The organism is Prevotella veroralis DSM 19559 = JCM 6290, assembly GCF_000377625.1.
GTDB classification, from domain to species: domain Bacteria; phylum Bacteroidota; class Bacteroidia; order Bacteroidales; family Bacteroidaceae; genus Prevotella; species Prevotella veroralis.
This window is the reverse complement of sequence record NZ_KB898335.1, coordinates 3,106-20,844: the sequence shown is the minus strand read 5'-3', so window position 1 is coordinate 20,844 and position 17,739 is coordinate 3,106. Positions and strand designations below refer to the sequence as shown.

Annotated in this window: 11 protein-coding genes; 6 read left to right on the top strand and 5 right to left on the bottom strand. The window is 42.7% G+C overall.

Going from position 1 to position 17,739, the window contains the following annotated elements; translation table 11 throughout:
* The first annotated feature begins 457 nt into the window (after positions 1-457).
* Genes dnaG through cls form a run of 3 tightly spaced genes read left to right on the top strand, consistent with a single transcriptional unit; the run spans position 458 to position 5,571 of the window.
* Positions 458-2,395, top strand: a complete 1,938-nt coding sequence (gene dnaG / locus D464_RS0109755) for a DNA primase (protein WP_026284682.1) — start codon at positions 458-460, stop codon at positions 2,393-2,395.
* The gene (locus D464_RS0109750; protein WP_018911236.1) at positions 2,392-4,089 is read left to right on the top strand and encodes a hypothetical protein; all 1,698 of its coding nucleotides are present in this window, start codon (positions 2,392-2,394) and stop codon (positions 4,087-4,089) included. The genes dnaG and D464_RS0109750 overlap by 4 nt, the downstream gene beginning before the upstream one ends.
* Before the next feature lie 60 nt (positions 4,090-4,149).
* Positions 4,150-5,571, top strand: a complete 1,422-nt coding sequence (gene cls / locus D464_RS0109745; RefSeq protein ID WP_018911235.1) for a cardiolipin synthase — start codon at positions 4,150-4,152, stop codon at positions 5,569-5,571.
* A 783-nt stretch (positions 5,572-6,354) separates the two neighbouring features.
* On the opposite strand, the gene D464_RS0109740 is transcribed toward cls, so the two are convergent.
* From D464_RS0109740 to D464_RS0109720, 5 genes are all read right to left on the bottom strand, one after another.
* Positions 6,355-6,840 carry a ferritin gene (locus tag D464_RS0109740; protein WP_004383230.1) on the bottom strand — a complete coding sequence of 162 codons (486 nt, stop codon included), beginning with the start codon at positions 6,838-6,840 and terminating at the stop codon, positions 6,355-6,357.
* A gap of 170 nt (positions 6,841-7,010) precedes the next feature.
* Entirely contained in the window at positions 7,011-8,027 is a 1,017-nt protein-coding gene (locus tag D464_RS0109735) for a branched-chain amino acid aminotransferase (protein ID WP_018911234.1), read from the bottom strand.
* A 90-nt stretch (positions 8,028-8,117) separates the two neighbouring features.
* Positions 8,118-8,306 carry an exodeoxyribonuclease VII small subunit gene (gene xseB / locus D464_RS0109730; protein WP_004383232.1) on the bottom strand — a complete coding sequence of 63 codons (189 nt, stop codon included), beginning with the start codon at positions 8,304-8,306 and terminating at the stop codon, positions 8,118-8,120.
* Between the two features lie 40 nt (positions 8,307-8,346).
* Positions 8,347-9,648, bottom strand: coding sequence for an exodeoxyribonuclease VII large subunit (gene xseA, locus D464_RS0109725; RefSeq protein WP_018911233.1), 1,302 nt, complete (start codon positions 9,646-9,648; stop codon positions 8,347-8,349).
* Between the two features lie 35 nt (positions 9,649-9,683).
* Positions 9,684-11,108 carry a S8 family peptidase gene (locus tag D464_RS0109720; protein ID WP_018911232.1) on the bottom strand — a complete coding sequence of 475 codons (1,425 nt, stop codon included), beginning with the start codon at positions 11,106-11,108 and terminating at the stop codon, positions 9,684-9,686.
* A 768-nt stretch (positions 11,109-11,876) separates the two neighbouring features.
* On the opposite strand from D464_RS0109720, the gene cas9 reads away from it, so the two are divergent.
* Genes cas9 through cas2 form a run of 3 tightly spaced genes read left to right on the top strand, consistent with a single transcriptional unit; the run spans position 11,877 to position 17,630 of the window.
* Positions 11,877-16,325 (top strand): type II CRISPR RNA-guided endonuclease Cas9, encoded by a 4,449-nt coding sequence (gene cas9 / locus D464_RS0109715; RefSeq protein WP_018911231.1) that lies wholly within the window; start codon positions 11,877-11,879, stop codon positions 16,323-16,325.
* Positions 16,326-16,343: 18 nt separating this feature from the next.
* Positions 16,344-17,276: a type II CRISPR-associated endonuclease Cas1 gene (gene cas1, locus D464_RS0109710; protein ID WP_018911230.1), complete on the top strand. Its 933-nt coding sequence runs from the start codon at positions 16,344-16,346 to the stop codon at positions 17,274-17,276.
* Positions 17,277-17,288: 12 nt separating this feature from the next.
* Positions 17,289-17,630 (top strand): CRISPR-associated endonuclease Cas2, encoded by a 342-nt coding sequence (gene cas2, locus D464_RS0109705; RefSeq protein ID WP_024985837.1) that lies wholly within the window; start codon positions 17,289-17,291, stop codon positions 17,628-17,630.
* The last annotated feature ends 109 nt before the right edge of the window (positions 17,631-17,739 follow it).

Genomic DNA, 17,739 nt, shown 5'->3' with positions numbered 1-17,739 from the left:
ACCCCCGACCCCTCTCCAAATGGAGAGGGGAGTAGATAGTATTGTTTCCCACAGAACAAACAACTCGTCAACTCGTTAACCCATCCACTCGTCAACTCTACCTAATCATAATTTTGAATTATGAACTTTGAATTTTGAATTACACGAGGGCGTCAGCTTCTGTGGATTCCCATGTTCCGTAAGGAACTCTGTGTCGCCTTGCGGCTTCGTGCCATCCGTGTCATCCGTGTTAAAAATGCTATAGCAAAGAACTTATTGACGCTTTTCAACAACGGAACTAATCACTCGTCAACTTGTCAACCAGCTAACTCATCAACTCTACCTAATCATAATTTTGAATTATGAATTGTGCATTTTGAATTAAGCAAGGGCTCTTCTCCTTTTCTCGGAACCGATTACAACCTTTTTTATTGAGGCTCTTTGTTATGTCAAAGGTTTGTATTATCTTTGTAAAATAATGATTGACAGACCAACAGTAGATCGAATAATGGATGCTACGAATATCGTTGAAGTCATCAGCGATTTCGTATCTCTTCGCAAGGCAGGAACGAGCTTTAAGGGGTTATGTCCATTCCATGACGACCGCACACCATCGTTTTCTGTAAGCCCCGTAAAGGGAGTTTACAAGTGTTTCGCATGTGGGGCGGCGGGCAATGCAGTGAAGTTTATCATGGAGCATGAGCAGATGACCTATGTAGAAGCATTGAAGTGGCTTGCGAATAAATACCATATTGAAGTACACGAACGCGAACTCTCTGCTGAAGAAAAGCAACAGGAGAACGAGCGCGAATCGATGTTTCTGGTAAACGAGTGGGCAGCGAAGTATTTTGAAAACATCCTCCACAATGACGTGGATGGTACTGCTATAGGCTTGCAGTACTTTCGTAGCCGTGGTTTCAGGGATGATATCATCCGCAAGTTCAAGTTAGGTTTCTGCCTATCACGCCGCAATGCCTTCTCTGAAGCAGCCTTGCAAGCTGGGTACAAACGTGAGTTTCTGGTGAAGACGGGACTTTGTTTTGAACGAGAGAATGGCGAATTGATTGATAGATTCAATGGTCGTGTGATGTTCCCATGGGTTGGCGTGAGTGGAAAAGTAACCGCTTTCGGTGGTAGACTATTGGATGAACGCACCAAGGGAGTGGCTCAGAAGTATGTAAACTCGCCCGATAGCATTATATACCACAAGGAGCGTGAGCTTTACGGGATATTCCAATCGAAGAAAGCAATAGCCAAACACGACCTTGTCTACATGGTGGAAGGATACACGGATGTGCTTTCTATGCACCAATCAGGCATTGAGAACGTTGTAGCTAACAGTGGTACAGCATTGTCGGTGTACCAGATTCGTATGTTACACCGCTTTACTTCGAACATAGTTCTGCTCTATGACGGTGACGCCGCAGGTCAACATGCAGCCTTGCGAGGTACTGATATGCTGCTTGCCGAGCGTATGAACGTGAAGGTTCTGCTGCTTCCTGACGGGAAAGACCCCGATGAGTTCGCCCGAACTCATAGTGCGGAGGCATTCAGACAATATGTTGAAGAGAACCAAACAGACTTCATTGTCTTTAAAATTAACCTCCTGCTTAAAGGCGTAACAGACCCTATTAAACGTTCGGAAGCCATCAGCTCCATCGTTCAGAGTATATCGGTGATCAAAGACCCTATACTCCGTGACACTTATATTCGTGAGTGTTCCAATCGCACGGGAGTGTCCGAACGCACGTTGATGGAGCAGATGAACCGCAATATACATCAGTATCGTGAGCAGCAGACACGCGAACAGCAAATCCAAAAGGAGGCTGCTATTCGTGAGCAACAAGCCGTTGCGCAACCTGCTGCGAGCACTGTTTTGCAGGTGTCGAAGGTGGAACGAATGATCATGCAAACCATTGTGAAAGATGGAGATAAGATCATTTTGCGTGACATCAAAGATGAGTCTACGGGGCAATTACTCAATATTACAGTGGCTCAATATATAGCTTATACATTGATGGAGAACGGTCTTTCGCTTACCAATCCACTGTATGTTAAGATGCTGCAAGAGGCTGTTGAACATTGTGCCGACCCACAGTTCAAAGCCGAAGAATACTTCACTCAACATGTGGACATCGATATTGCCAATGAAGCGGTACGCCTAAGTGTTGACCGATTCCAGCTCTCTGAGAGTCTACAAGTTAAGGAAACGGAGCACAGTCTGCGTGAGCGTGTGTTGCACATTATGACCGATTACCTGTTAGACTACTATGACTCGCATCTCAAAGAACTTGTTGCAAGGATGAAGCAAACCAAAGATACGGACGAGATGATGGGTATGTTGAAGGAAATTAACGCTATGCAAAACAAGAGGAATATCCTCGCTAAACGCTTAGGAAGCGATATTTTGATATGATTGAGAAGATAAAACGACTCTTTACACAGCCCCTCTCACTGGGCGATATTACCTCCGATACTAACAAACAGATGGTGACTAAGGCGCTCAAGGAGCTTAATTGTGAGGTGGAATGGACTCAAGAAAAGTCTGGAGTGCGGTTCGTTCAGTACGACTTCCAGCGTGGGCACTTCGGAATCCACCTCTTTCCGGGTACGAAGATGATAGAGTTAACCTATCTCTATATCGCTGATACAGATTTAGCTAACGTGCATCTTGTTCGCCAACTGTGTAATGAGATGAACATAAACTCTGATGGTCCGCGCTTCTGTTACACGCTGAATGAAGCGAAGAACAACGTTGATATTCACCTATTCTTTGACCTTCTCTTAGACAGCGATCGTGCGAAAGATATTCTGTCGACGGCTATGTCGAATCTATTTGGGAGTCAGAACGCTTTCTGCCAACGCTTTAATACGGTGGAAAAGGAGGCTAAAGAGAACGAAACAGACGACTTGGAAGCTGCAAAAAGCGATGTGGAGAGAAGCTGTTACATGATTCGTGAACAAGAGCTAACGCATCAGAAGATTGCACCGGGATGGCGACAGAATGATAATAAACCTGCTTCTCTAATACAGTGGATGGATGTCGCCTTTGGCATGGCAAACTTTGTTCCGTCTGAATTAACCATTGTCACGAATGAAATTCATCACTTGGCTGATAGGCAGGCGATCGAAGTGTTCGACCTCTCCACACCACTGATTGAAGGTGGAAAGTTCGTGCGACAACATGCGATGTTAGACCTGATTTTCTTCCTTCCATCGGCTCCTGACACCCGACAACGCATGACTATCAGCTTGCAACAAGTAGGGAAAGCGAAGGACATATTATATTACAGGATTACAGGAACGCTGCTCCCATTGCCTGCAACGCCCTCTCGTTCATTGTCATCTGTCGAAACCAACGTTCGCATGGAGAGTGCTCTTGTAGCTTACGACTTGCGTACAGACAAGCAACTCAACGATGAGTTCATCTACACATGGAAAGAGGCTCAAAGCAAACTCGCCAATAGTCAGGAGGGAGAACTTACTGATGAAGAACGCTTACTGGCTACTGTTCTGTTGCAACCAGTGGCTTCTTATCTCTATCGAGGGCGTCGGCTCTATCTTCAAAAGCGTTACGTGGAGGCGATACCACACTTGTTTAATGCGTTCTATCGGCTCTTTTACGACTTTACAACGCTGAATAACAGTGCCAAAGAGACGTTCCTTGAAATCTGTTTTATGCTCGGTTCCTGTCACATGGAGATGCTGCAATATGACAGGGCATTCTTCTTTCTATCGTTCACAGTGGGTCGGAATAGCATAAGATACGCCGAAACGTATATCAACTGCTTAGTGAATATGAATGATTTTCGTGCTCTTGTGACTATTGAGGATATGCTGAATGACGTGTATAACAGCCTCCGTGATATCGAAGATGACCAAGTGGAAGAGCCCTTGCAGGGCTTTCGTCGCTTCTTATTACGCCGTAAGTCGTATGTTCTCATTGGTCTGCAACGACTCAATGAGGCTGAAAAACTACTGCGAGAGATGCTGAAGAATCAAGAAGATATGGAATACGCGAAACAGGAACTGGCATATATTCAATACTTGCGAACTGCTAACCAGAATGAAAAAAAGGCATCTGACACATCGCAGGAGGCACCTATATAATAAGGTGAAAAATAACGTTAAGAGGCGAAACGATGCTGAATACAAAAAGATAATACAACGATGATATACGTACACTGGCTCTTCCTCGTAGCTTACTCCATCATTGTTATCATGGCAATGGTTCGAGTTCTAATGGACAACCGGCAGCCTGCCAAGACCATGGCATGGATGTTGGTGCTGATGTTCGTACCCCTTTTAGGAATCGTTCTGTATATCTTCTTCGGTCAGAATACACGCAAGGAACGCAAGATATGGCAGCAGAGTCTCGACCAGTTAACGAAGCGTTCTATGCTGGAGTTCGTCGAACAGAAGGACTTCAATATACCTGAAGAATACCGCAACATCAGTAACCTCTTTATGAATCAAAGCCTCGCCTTGCCCTTCAAGAACAATGAGGTTGAGATCTACACAAGCGGTTATGACTTCTTTCCCTCACTACTGATGGAGATTGGAAAAGCCGAACATCACATCCATCTCGATACGTTTATTATCTCTGACGACCCACTCGGTCGAATCGTTGCCGATGCTCTTATCGACAAAGCAAGACAAGGAGTTGAGGTGCGACTCATCTATGATGACGTAGGTTCATGGCGTACCCCTAACAGCTTCTTCACACGTATGCGCAACGAAGGAGTGGAGGTTTATGCCTTTATGCCAGTGCGTTTTCCTGCCTTCACAAGTAGAGTGAATTATCGAAACCATCGTAAGATTTGTGTCATTGATGGAGAGGTTGGCTTCATCGGAGGTATGAACATCGCCCGACGATACGTCCAAGGGACTGTGCGACAGCCGTGGCGTGATACGCATGTGAAGATCACGGGTTCCGCAGTCTACGGTCTGCAACGTGCCTTCTTGGTAGACTGGTACTTCGTATCGAAGATTCTTATCACCGAACGGAGCTATTATCCGGAGATCATCATAGGGCAGAATGACAACTTGGTGCAGGTGGTTACGAGTAGTCCAACAAGTCTTTGGCCAGAGATCGAACAAGGGTATGTGCGCATACTAACCAATGCGAAGCATTATGTCTACATGCAAACGCCTTACTTCCTACCAACAAATCCCATCCTCTTTGCCATGCGTGTGGCAGCGTTGTCGGGTGTTGATGTGCGCCTGATGATACCTTATGAGACCGATACAAAGGTTGTTGAGTGGGCATCGAGGTCGTATGTTATGGAGGCAGCAAAGGCTGGTGTGAAAATACTTCTGTATCGCGAGGGCTTTAATCATTCGAAACTTCTGGTCTCAGATGACGCCATGGCGACCATAGGATCTACCAACGTCGACTTCAGGAGCTTTGAGAATGACTTTGAGGCAAACGCTTTCTTCTATGATAAAGAGATCGCTCTGCGTGTGAAAGAAGTATTTTTAAAGGATCAATCCGGCAGCCTTGACTTAGAAGATGTGCGCCGTTTGATCAAGAGACCTTTCTTGCAACGATTGTGGGAGTCGGTTGTTCGCCTGCTTAGTCCGCTGTTGTAAAACCCCTCCCAGCCTCCCCCAAGGGGGGGAGTGCCTAACGGAAGCAAGTTAGGGGAGGCTTTTCTTTAATTCAAAATTCAAAGTTCACAATTCAAAATTATGATTAGGTAGAGTGGATAAGTAGACTGGTTAACAAGTTGACGAGTTGCTTGTTCTGTGGAAAACAATACTATTTACTCCCCTCTCCATTCGGAGAGGGGGCGGGGGAGAGGCTTTCCTTAACACGGAATACATGGATGACACGAAGCCGCAAGGCGACACAGAGTTCCTAAAGGAACATTGGAATCCACAGAAGCTGACGCCCAAGTGTAATTCAAAATTATGATTAGTTCGAGTTGACGAGTTGATAGTTGACAAGTAAACGAGTTGTTTGTTCTGTGCTATAGATCACCACAAAGTAGGGACAGACGCCCTCGTCTGTCCGCTCCAACATTCCACCTTACATAACAAGCAGCTTCCCCTATGCGGACAGACGAGGGCGTCTGTTCCTACAGTGTGGCATTATCTTTAATTAAAGGAACGCCCCTTTCAAAACAAAGAAACGCCTTCTTCGCTTTGAAGAGGGCGTTTCCTTGCAATGAAAAGGGCGTCTCTTCACATCGAAGAAACGCCCTCTTTGAATTAAAGAGACTTTTCCCTAACTAACTCCCGCTAGGCACTCCCCTCCTTGGGAGGGGTGGGGGGAGGTTTTAACATTCGGAGAGGGGCTGGGGGTGAGGCTGGTTGTGGTTAGGGGTGAGGCTCCTTTTCTCCCCTTGGGGGAGGCTAGGTAGAGTCTAAAAATTACTTACGATCGCCTAACTTGCTATCGATGTGTGCAATAGCATGGCTTGACAAGTGAGAGAAGGAATCGAGTATGTCTTGTACATTACGCTCCTCTTCAACCTGCTCATCGATGTATTTTGCGATGAAGTTCTGCGATGCGCGATCCTTTTCCTCATCTGCTACATCAGCCAAGCGATTGATAGATTCAGTTACTTTCTGCTCATGTGCCAATGTGTCAACGAATACTTCTTTAGGATCAGACCAGCTTGTCTTGACTGCATCTATCGCTGTCAACACAACCTCACCACCACGATGTAGAACGAACTGAGCCATGTCCATGGCATGTGAACGCTCCTCTTCTGCCTGCTTGTACATCCAACTGGAGAAGCCCTTCCAGCCCTCTTTACGGAACCAGCAAGCCATCTGGAGATAAAGATTAGATGAATAGAGTTCTGCTATGATCTGCGTGTTGAACGCATCTTGCATCTTACTTGTAATACTCATTGTAATGCCTTTCTTTATTATAAATAAACTTTGTTTGTGTCAGTCTTTACAATAATTCCATCTGCAAAAGTACCACTTTATCACCACAACACCAAATATTTTATATACTAAATGTTGCTTACGATGGATCCTATCAATAGACTGATTATATTCTAAAAACGCCCTCTTGCTTACTCAATAACGACGGTTGTCCATCCATGTTTGTCTTCGATCGTACCATATTGTATGCCACGAAGGGTCTCATAGAGCTTCTTTGACCATGGTCCCGGTTGATCTCCAAAGTTGTAAACCTTACCTGTCTCCAAGTCATCAAGGTGTGAAATAGGTGAGATAACAGCTGCAGTACCACACGCGCCAGCCTCTTCGAAGCTGTCTAACTCATCCTCCGCAACAGGTCGGCGTTCGACTTTCATGCCCAAGTCTTCGGCTATCTGCATGAGACTCTTATTAGTGATTGAAGGCAAGATAGACGTTGACTTCGGCGTAACATAGGTGTTATTCTTGATTCCGAAGAAGTTAGCTGCACCGCACTCATCAACATATTTCTTCTCTTTAGCATCCAGATAGAACTCCGAAGCATACCCTTTTTCATGCGCCATCTTATTGGCTCTCAATGAAGCGGCATAGTTTCCTCCCACCTTAAACATGCCTGTTCCCAGTGGAGCAGCACGATCCACGTCACGCACAATGACGTATGGATTGGAAGAGAAACCACCTTTGAAGTAAGGACCTACTGGTGTGGCAAAGATCAAGAAACAATATTCTGTTGCCGGACGAACGCCCACGCCTGCTGTAATACCAAATAGTAACGGGCGCAGATAGAGCGTTGCTCCACTCTCATAAGGTGGGATGTACTCTTGATTGAGGCGTACCACCTTCTTCACCATATCAACGAATAGCTCGGTCGGAACCTCTGGCATGACAATACCACGGGCTGTGCTCTGTAATCGGGCAGCGTTTTCTTCTGCTCGGAAGACGCGTACCTTGCCATCAGGACAGCGGTAAGCCTTTAGTCCCTCGAATGCTTCTTGACCATAGTGGAGGCACGTTGCAGCCATGTGTAACTTCAAGTACTCATCCGAACAGACCTCTACTTCGCCCCACTTACCGTCTCGGTAATAACAACGAACATTGTAGTCGGTGCGTAGATAACCGAATGTCAAACTCTTCCAATCTATATCTTTCATATCATATAAGTATTTAATTGCATCCTGCCATAGCCTAATGCAAAAGTAAACAAATTTATCTTTCCCTGCAACCCATCGTTCGCTTTATTGCTACTGATTGGCTAACAGCTTCTGAATCTCATCGTCGGTGTGCTTGAGCTTCTGCTTACACAGCTTCACAAGAGCCTGTGCTTGCTTCAGTTGAGCAGCCATTGAATCAACATCGAGTTCGCCTCGTTCCATCTTGTCAACTATGCTCTCGAGTTGCTGAACGGCGTCTTCATATTTCATTTCTTTCATCTTCTTGATTGTATTAAAGGGTTTAAAGGGTTCCTTCGAGCTATTTCCTTACCACACTCTCCACCTCTCCTTGCTCAAAGCGAGTGGTGATAACGTCTCCAGCCTTCAGTTGTGAGGCATTGCGAACAGCCTTCCCATTGTGTAAGGTAATGCTATATCCTCGACTTAAAAGCAGCTTCGGATCCATCAGTTGGGCACGTTGAGCGAGCATATCTATGCGACGTTGCTCGTTAGAAAGGCATCCTACAAGGGTAGGAATAGCATATCGCATCATCGAATCAAGGTCGTAACGGGCTTTAGAAAGCCTTTCCTTCATCCTATTCACCAACCTTTGTGCAAGACTATCGAGCCGTGCTTCCTGTTGAGTACGCACCACAGAAAAGAGCATAGGAATGTGAGTTGCAATGTGTTGTATGTGCATCTTCTCCCGTTCTAACCTACGTTGAACAGCCTCAACAATGCTTGCTTGTGCGTTCTCAACCCTTGCCAGCGTTGCAGCCAACTGATTGATGAGGTAAGCGGCAGCTGCTGTTGGGGTTTTCACACGCATGAATGAAACCATATCCAGCACACTCTCGTCACGTTCGTGACCAATTCCTGTGATTATCGGGAGTGGGAAGTTAGCCACATTCTCCGCCAGATTCAAGGTGTCAAAACCACTTAAATCGGCTGTCGCACCGCCTCCTCGGATGATAACAACGCAATCGAAATCCTCTTCCCGTTCGTTAATTAGATTCAAAGCATTGATAATGCTCTGTTCAACCCGGTCTCCTTGCATCACTGCGGGGAACAGCTCTACATGAAAGGCAAGCCCAAACTCGTTATGAAGTAACTGATTGCAAAAGTCGCCATAACCTGCTGCTGTCTCGGAGGAGATGACGGCTATGCGTTGAGCAAACATCGACAAGCACAATTCGCGTTGCAAGTCATAGACGCCTTCTGCCTTTAGCTGTCGGATAATCTCCTGTCGTTTGCGCATCATGTCGCCCATGGTAAACTCGGGATTGATGTCATCTACAATCCAAGAAAACCCATATTGAGGATGGAACTGAGCGTGCACAAGCAACATAACTTTCATACCTGCATGGATCGTCTGACCCGTTATCTTGATGAAAGAAGGCTGTATCTCCGCCCACACGTTATGCCAACACTTGGCTTGAGCACGTGCAATGGGAACATTGCCACGAGCGTCCTTCTCGATCAGTTCCATATAACAGTGTCCACGGCTCTCACGTGCTTCGGACAATTCAGCCTCAACCCAGTAAGAACGCGATAAGGTGCTACTGATAACATCCGATACCAATGCGTTCAGTTCATAGAGGGTGAGTGCTTTTGTCGTCATGTGTGCTTCTATATATATAAAAGGTGTAAATTACATTACTTATCCTTAGGCAATACCACTTGGCGATACGCCTCCATGAAATCGGGAACACCATAACCCATGATGTTATTAGGCTTCAGATGATTATCAGATGTCTGCCGAATCACCTTTATCAAGTCCTTTGCACACGTGTTAGGAGCGGCTTGCCACAAGCAAGCAACCATCCCTGCCACCAACGGACAGGCAAAGGATGTACCCGTATCGGGCGTTATATATCCCCTACCCGATACCACATTTGTTGGACAACCATACGCCATTACGTCTGGTTTCACTCGATTATCTGCCGTTGGACCAATCGATGAGAAAGCAGCATTAATGCCGTCTGGTGCAATCGCACCTACCGTGAGTATGTCATGCGCATCGGCTGGTACATTGATCTTCTTCCACGGTCCCATGCCATCATTCCCCGCACTGTTGACAAGGATAATGCCTTTGGATGCAAGCAGGGAAGCCGCCTTTGAGATGGGTGCCGTCAGTCCATTGAGGTCGGAATAATGATAGTTTAGACTCTTATCATCGAAGCCGTGATAGCCTAAAGACGAACTAATGACATCGACACCGACGGAGTCAGCAAACTCAGCAGCGGCTATCCAGTAGTCTTCCTCCGCCGAACTCTCTGTAAGATAATCCTCCGAACGCAACAACCAAAAGCTCGCTTTCGGTGCAGAACCTACGAAGGTAGAGGGCTGATTGACTGCTATAACGGATAAAGTCTTCGTTCCGTGATCCATTTCCTTGTACACATCGGCATCATAACCAGCAACGAAATTATGCGTTCCAACGATGTTGACATTCTTAAAAGCAGGCATTTTATCCACGTTCATGAAGCCTGCATCAAGCACAGCGATGGTCATTCCCTGTCCTTGGAAGCCCATGTTGTGCAACTTCCGACCATTGAGATTCTCCAACTGTGCCTTTCCCATACCATAATAATCATGTATGGTGGAGTCGAGTACTTGCAAGTCTGGACGATAGCGAACGCGCTGTGACAACGGACGGATCGAGTCGGGAGAGGTGAAAACGAGCTTGCTGTCTCTCACAAAAGGCAACACCTTGAGATCTTCTAACGTCTGTCTGTTATTGCCACGCACTAAGACAGAGTTGTTCCACTTGCTTATTGCGACCACATTCCCACCTTCTTTGCGTATCTTCTGAATGTATGTTGGCGACACAGGGAGGTCAGTTGAGTCAAGTTGAAGGTGCTGCCTCTCACGCCGTTTCAGTGCAGCTTCGGATAAGAAAAGCCTCGGTTTATCCAAAGAATAAGGCGATTCAGCCTTGTCGCGAAGCGTTACTCGAAACATATAACACTTCCCGCCAGGATAACTAATGAAGCTTTTCCCATCATTACTGGCTCCTACTACTGCCGTAATAAGGGTGAATAAGCATATAAGATATATCTTTCTGAGGTTCTGTTTCATAATATGCAAACTTACACAAAATAATTGAATTATAGATTGCATGATGCCCTTTTTCTATAAATTAATCTCTTTCTACATTGTAGGATGGTATTCCCCTTGATACCAAGGAACGCCCTCTTTGACACCAAGAGATGCCCTCTTTCTATCAAGGAAACGCCTTCTTTGACACCAAGAAACGCCTTCTTTCTATCAAGGAAACGCCCTCTCAAATTTAAAAGGTTTTCCCTAACGATCTTCCGTTAGACTTTCCCATAGTCTGTCAGACTATGTTTGAGGAAGCATTCAAATTATTTTTGCTGTCATTACTGTCACAAATTAACTGAGATTAAACTTCTGATAATAAACGAGTTATGGTAATTGTTAAAAGTGACAGCAAGTTGAATTAAAAATAAATTAGGTTTTTAAGGGGATAAACGGAGACGATTATGTTGTAAAATCATACGACAAAACAGATGGAATCAAAGTGGATGTATATCAAAAGAGTATATGGATATAGGAAATAAAATATCCTAAAACTCTGTGATAATATGAATAGTTAAAGGTAAATTACATATAAATACTGGACGTAATAATTCTTAAAAAAGAGCGGGGAAATAGTTGTAGGTTTATGAAACAAGTATTACCTTTGTCTCTATAAAACGAAAGAAGGTGAGTTGCCCCACCTTGTTTGTTTTCACAACGGAATAATCCTTATTGTGACTTGCTTGAAAATATCTGAGTGCAAATATAGGAATTAAATAACTAAAAACCAAACAAAACAAGAAGAAAATGACAACAATTCTTGGTTTAGACTTGGGAACCAATAGTATTGGTTGGGCTAAAGTCTGCGTTGATGACAACGGTAATTACTTGAGAGACATTAAACTTGGTAGTCGTATTATCCCTATGAGCCAAGATGTTCTTGGTAATTTTGATAAGGGTGTGACGGAGTCTCAGACCTCGGTGCGTACTGGGTTTCGTGGAGTACGAAGGATAAGAGAACGCTCTTTGCTACGCCGTGAGCGTTTACATAGGGTCTTGCATGTCCTTGGATATCTACCTCCTCACTATGATAGTGCCATAGGTTGGAATAAGAATGAGCCTTCGACTTATGGTAAGTTTTTGAATCATGGTGAACCAAAGTTGGCTTGGGAGCGCAAAGAGGATGGGTCTATGCGTTTCCTTTTTATGGAATCTTTCCATGAGATGATGGCAGACTTTGCTAAAAGTCAACCATCATTGGTTTCTGATGGGAAGAAGATTCCACTCGACTGGACTATTTATTATCTTCGTAAGAAAGCCCTTAGCCAGCCTATTCGGAAAGAAGAACTTGCATGGATACTACTAAATTTCAATCAGAAACGTGGTTATTATCAATTGCGTGGAGAGGAAGATGATGATAACCCTACGAAGTGTGAGGAGTATTATGAGTTAAAAGTCGTAGGTGTAGAGGCTGATGAAGAGGGTAAGAATGGGAATACTTGGTACAATGTTAAGTTAGAGAATGGTTGGATCTATCGTCGTCAGAGTAAGATTCCGTTGGATGATTGGGTTGGTAAGATCAGAGAGTTTATTGTCACGACTGAATATGAAAAAGATGGAATAACTCTCAAAAAGGATAAGAATGGAGATGTCAAACGATCTTTCCGCTCTCCAAGTGAGGATGATTGGGGACTTCGAAAAAAACGAACGGAAAAGCTGTTGGATTCTTCTAAAATGACAGTGGGGGCTTTTGTATATGATCATCTCTTGGCAGAACCATCTGATAAGATTCGTGGAAAGTTTATTCGTACGATAGAACGTAAATATTATAAGAAAGAACTATATGCGATTCTTTGTGAGCAAAGTAAATATCATGAAGAATTACGTAGCGGAGATTATTTGAATAAATGTGCTCAAGAATTATATAAGAATAATCAACCTCATCGCAATAGTCTGTTGACAAAGGATCTTGCCTATCTACTTTTGGAAGACCTCATCTTCTATCAGAGACCATTAAAGACAAAGAAATCATTGATAGCAGAATGTCCATACGAAGCCTATAAATATGTAGATAAAGAGACAGGGGAGATAAAACGACAGGGAATTAAGTGTATTGCGAAGTCGAATCCTTATTATCAAGAATTCCGTTTGTGGCAGTTTATATCCAATCTCCGTCTCTTTAACAAAGCTGATGACAAGGAAGTCACAGCTGATTATCTTCCTACTCAGGATCATTATGTGAGTTTGTTTGCCTATCTTAATGACCGAAAGGAAATAAATCAAGAAACATTACTGAAAGAGTTCTTCAAGTTGAAGAAGATAACAGTTAATTCGGAGAAAGTTTTCCCTATTCGCTGGAACTATATAGAAGACAAAGAGAAGAAATATCCTTGTAATGAAACACGGCATGAATTACTGCTTGCTCTTGATAGAGCAAGAATCGATCATTCTTGGTTAGAGAAGCCTGGACAAGAATATCGGTTATGGCATTTACTTTATTCAGTTGAGTCGAAAGAGGAGACAAAGGAGGCATTGCGCAAGCTAAAAGATGATGATGCGTTTGTTGAATCCTTCTTGAAAGTTAAGCCTTTCAAGAGAGAGTATGGTGCTTACTCAGAAAAGGCAATAAAGAAACTCTTAGCTGTTATGCGAATGGGAAGCCTTTGGCGAGAAACAGATATTTGTGATACAACAAAGGGGAATATCACTAAGATACTGCAAGGAGATATAGATGAGAAACTTAAAGAGAAGATAAGTGCTTCTGTTTCTTCATATAATCAATTGTCAGATTTCCAAGGGTTACCAGTATGGTTGGCTTGTTATGTTGTATATGGACGTCATTCAGAGGCTGCAGAAATACAACATTGGGAAACTCCTGAAAGTCTTTTGGCATATATCAATGGCTTTAAACAGCATTCTCTTCGTAATCCGATAGTTGAACAGTGTATTTTAGAGACGCTTCGAACAGTACACGATATTTGGAAAGAAGCAGGACATATAGATGAGATTCATGTGGAATTAGGTCGAAATATGAAGAGCACTGCCGACCAACGTGCCCGTATCTCTGAGAATGTTCTGCGTAATGAGAATACGAATCTCCGAATTAAAAGTCTACTATTGGAGTTGAAAAATGATCCTAATATTAAAGATGTGCGCCCTTATTCCCCAATGCAACAGGAGAAGTTGCGTATCTATGAAGAGGGAGTTTTACAGGAATTGACCAAGGATGATAAGGACTTTACAGAGATAACAAAGATATCAACCATGGCTCAACCTTCTGCGAAGGAACTCCAACGATATAAGTTATGGCTTGAACAGAAGTATCGTTCGCCTTATACAGGTAAGTCGATTTCTCTTACAAAGCTTTTTACTTCAGCATATCAAATAGAACATGTTATTCCACAAAGTCGTTATTTTGATGACTCCTTTAGTAATAAAGTTATTTGTGAATCAGAGGTAAATAGTCTGAAAGATAACATGTTAGGATATGAATTCATAAAGAATCATGGTGGAGAGATCATTCATTGCACAATGTTGGGTGATGTAAAGGTTCTCAGTGAAAGTGAATATAAGGCTTTTGTAAACGACCATTATGCGCACAATAAACGTAAAAGAGAGAATCTTCTACTGGAGGATATACCACAAGAATTCCTTAATCGTCAGATGAATGACAGTAGATATATAAGTAAGGTGGTAAAGGCTTTGCTCTCTAATATTGTTCGTGCAGAAGGAGAAGAAGAAGCTACATCAAAGTTTGTCGTGTCTTGTTCGGGAGGTATTACAGATAGATTGAAGAAAGACTGGGGATTAAATGATGTTTGGAACAAAATAGTATATCCTCGTTTTGAGCGTTTAAATAGACTTACGGGTACGGAGGCTTTTGGACAATGGGAGAATAAGGATGGTAAAAGAGTCTTCCAAACAGCCGTTCCATTAGAGCTACAACGTGGGTTTAATAAGAAACGTATCGATCACCGTCATCATGCAATGGATGCGCTTGTAATTGCGTGTACCTCTCGCAACATAATAAACTATCTAAATAATGAGTCTGCAAACAATCCTAAGAAGCGTGAGGACTTGCGGCAAAAACTTTGTGATAAGAACAGAACTATTCGTAAACCGTGGAAAACATTCACACAAGATGCTACTGCTGCATTAGAAGATGTGATAGTTAGTTTCAAGAATTATGTTCGTATTATTAATAAAGCAACGAATTATTATGAGCGATATGATGTAGAAGGAAAGAAGGTTATAGCAGAGCAGAGAGGCGATGATATGTGGGCAATAAGGAAGCCTATGCATAAAGAGACAGTCTTTGGACATGTCAATCTTCGTCGTAAAGTTACTGTGAAGTTGAAAGATGCTTTAGAGAATATTCCTGCTATTTGTGATAAGGATCTGCGTGACTATATTAATAAATTGGTAAAGAAAAATTTTAATACTCGGCAATTGCTTGCTCACTTTAAGAGTATCAATTACCGATTGAATATGCAGAAGATAGAAAAAGTTGAAGTATGGCAGTTTAGTGATGAAAAAGAACAATTAGTTGCGACAAGGAAATCTTTAGATACGTCATTTGATAGCAAACATATTGATAGTATTACCGATACAGGCATTCAAAAGATATTGAAAAACTATCTTCAGGCAAAAGGTGGAGATCCTAACGTTGCTTTTACACCAGAAGGTATAATGGAGATGAATCAGAACATTTCTCTTTATAATGATGGGAAGCAGCATCAGCCAATTCTTAAAGTACGATTGTTTGAGCCGATGGGTGCGAAGTATCCTGTCGGACAAAGTGGCAATAAGTCTGCTAAATATGTTGAGGCTCAAAAGGGAACAAATCTTTATTTTGCAATCTATGAAGATGAAGAAGGAAAACGTAGTTATAAAACGATCCCTCTAAATGAAGTCGTTGAACGCTTGAAGCAAGGACTTAGTCCTGTTCCAGAGAAGAATGATAAAGGAATACTTTTGAAGTTCTACCTGTCACCAAATGATTTGGTATATGTACCGATGGAAGAAGAAATACATTCTGATATATGTTCTTTAGATAAAGAAAGAATTTATAAAATGGTTAGTTCTACTGGGATTCAATGTATGTTTATTCCTTCTCGGGTCGCAATTAGTATTGTGAATAAAATGGAATATTCCTCTCTTAATAAGATGGAGAAAGCAATAACAGGTGAGATGATCAAGGCTGTCTGCTTGAAACTTGAGGTAGATCGCTTAGGGAACGTCATCAAAGTTATTTAGTAACAATCTTATTTGCTTATGATAAAGAAAACGCTTTGTTTCAGTAACCCTATCTATCTGAGTCTCCGTAATGAGCAGTTAGTATTGCATCTACCAGAAGTAGAAGTTAACGGAAATTTGCCCGAAGTTATGAAGAAGGAAGCTGAGCGCACCATCCCGATAGAAGATATCGGGGTGGTGATACTTGATAATCGTCGTATAACAGTTACTTCTGGTGTACTTGATGCGCTTTTAGAAAATAATTGTGCCGTCATAACATGCGATCCCAAAAGTATGCCTGTTGGATTACTACTTCCTTTATGTGGTCATAAAACTCAAAATGAACGATTCCGTTCCCAACTTGACTCTTCACTTCCATTGCGTAAACAGTTATGGCAACAGACTGTGAAGCAGAAGATCCTTAATCAAGAATGTGTCTTAAGGTCTAATACCGATAAAGAGACACGTTGCATGTGTGTATGGTCAAATGATGTACGTAGTGGTGATCCCGACAATCTTGAAGCAAGAGCAGCCGCTTATTACTGGCGTAATCTTTTCCTTGACTTTCCTGATTTTGTACGTGATAGAGAGGGGACTCCACCCAATAACCTCTTGAATTACGGGTATGCCATTCTACGGGCTGTTATTGCAAGGTCTTTAGTTGGGAGTGGATTATTACCGACTCTGGGTATACACCATCATAATCGTTACAATGCTTATTGTCTTGCTGATGATATTATGGAGCCCTACCGTCCTTATGTTGATCAACTGGTTATTGATATTCTTCATCGATTTGACAATGTCTCTTCTCTTTCAAAAGAGTTAAAGATGGAGTTATTGAGTATCCCAATGATAGATGTTGTCGTGAATGGTAAACGTAGCCCATTGATGATAGCAGCTCAGCAAACTACAGCTTCGCTTGCTAAATGCTTTTCTGGGGAGACTCGTCGTATTAGTTATCCAGAGATGTAACATTTATTTATTATGGTCAGCTTTTACCGCTTTAGTGAATATCGAATTATGTGGATTCTCGTATTCTTCGATTTACCAACAGAAACAAAGAAAGAAAAGAAAGCATATATTGACTTCCGTAAATCATTGATGAAAGATGGTTTTACAATGTTTCAGTTCTCCATTTATGTCCGTCATTGTGCAAGTGTGGAGAATGCAGAGGTGCATATAAAGCGTGTGAAAGCTTGCCTCCCTAAACACGGAAAAGTCGGAATATTGTGTATTACTGATAAGCAATTTGCTAATATCCAACTTTTCTATGGTGAGAAGCCTAAACCACCCAATGCTCCAGGACAACAGCTAGAACTATTCTAATACAGAATTTATAGAAAACGAAAATCCCACTCTACACGAGTGGGATTTTGTTTAGTGGTATTACTTTTATTTTCTTCTAACAACTAACGATCTTATTGATATTCAGAAA

What these genes read in the sequence shown, in the direction of transcription:
- cas9 (WP_018911231.1), top strand. Translation starts at nt 11,877, where the DNA reads ATGACAACAATTCTTGGTTTAGACTTGGGAACCAATAGTATTGGTTGG.
- cas1 (WP_018911230.1), top strand. Translation starts at nt 16,344, where the DNA reads ATGATAAAGAAAACGCTTTGTTTCAGTAACCCTATCTATCTGAGTCTC.
- xseB (WP_004383232.1), bottom strand. Translation starts at nt 8,306, where the DNA reads ATGAAAGAAATGAAATATGAAGACGCCGTTCAGCAACTCGAGAGCATA.
- dnaG (WP_026284682.1), top strand. Translation starts at nt 458, where the DNA reads ATGATTGACAGACCAACAGTAGATCGAATAATGGATGCTACGAATATC.
- D464_RS0109720 (WP_018911232.1), bottom strand. Translation starts at nt 11,108, where the DNA reads ATGAAACAGAACCTCAGAAAGATATATCTTATATGCTTATTCACCCTT.
- cls (WP_018911235.1), top strand. Translation starts at nt 4,150, where the DNA reads ATGATATACGTACACTGGCTCTTCCTCGTAGCTTACTCCATCATTGTT.
- D464_RS0109735 (WP_018911234.1), bottom strand. Translation starts at nt 8,027, where the DNA reads ATGAAAGATATAGATTGGAAGAGTTTGACATTCGGTTATCTACGCACC.
- cas2 (WP_024985837.1), top strand. Translation starts at nt 17,289, where the DNA reads ATGGTCAGCTTTTACCGCTTTAGTGAATATCGAATTATGTGGATTCTC.
- D464_RS0109750 (WP_018911236.1), top strand. Translation starts at nt 2,392, where the DNA reads ATGATTGAGAAGATAAAACGACTCTTTACACAGCCCCTCTCACTGGGC.
- D464_RS0109740 (WP_004383230.1), bottom strand. Translation starts at nt 6,840, where the DNA reads ATGAGTATTACAAGTAAGATGCAAGATGCGTTCAACACGCAGATCATA.
- xseA (WP_018911233.1), bottom strand. Translation starts at nt 9,648, where the DNA reads ATGACGACAAAAGCACTCACCCTCTATGAACTGAACGCATTGGTATCG.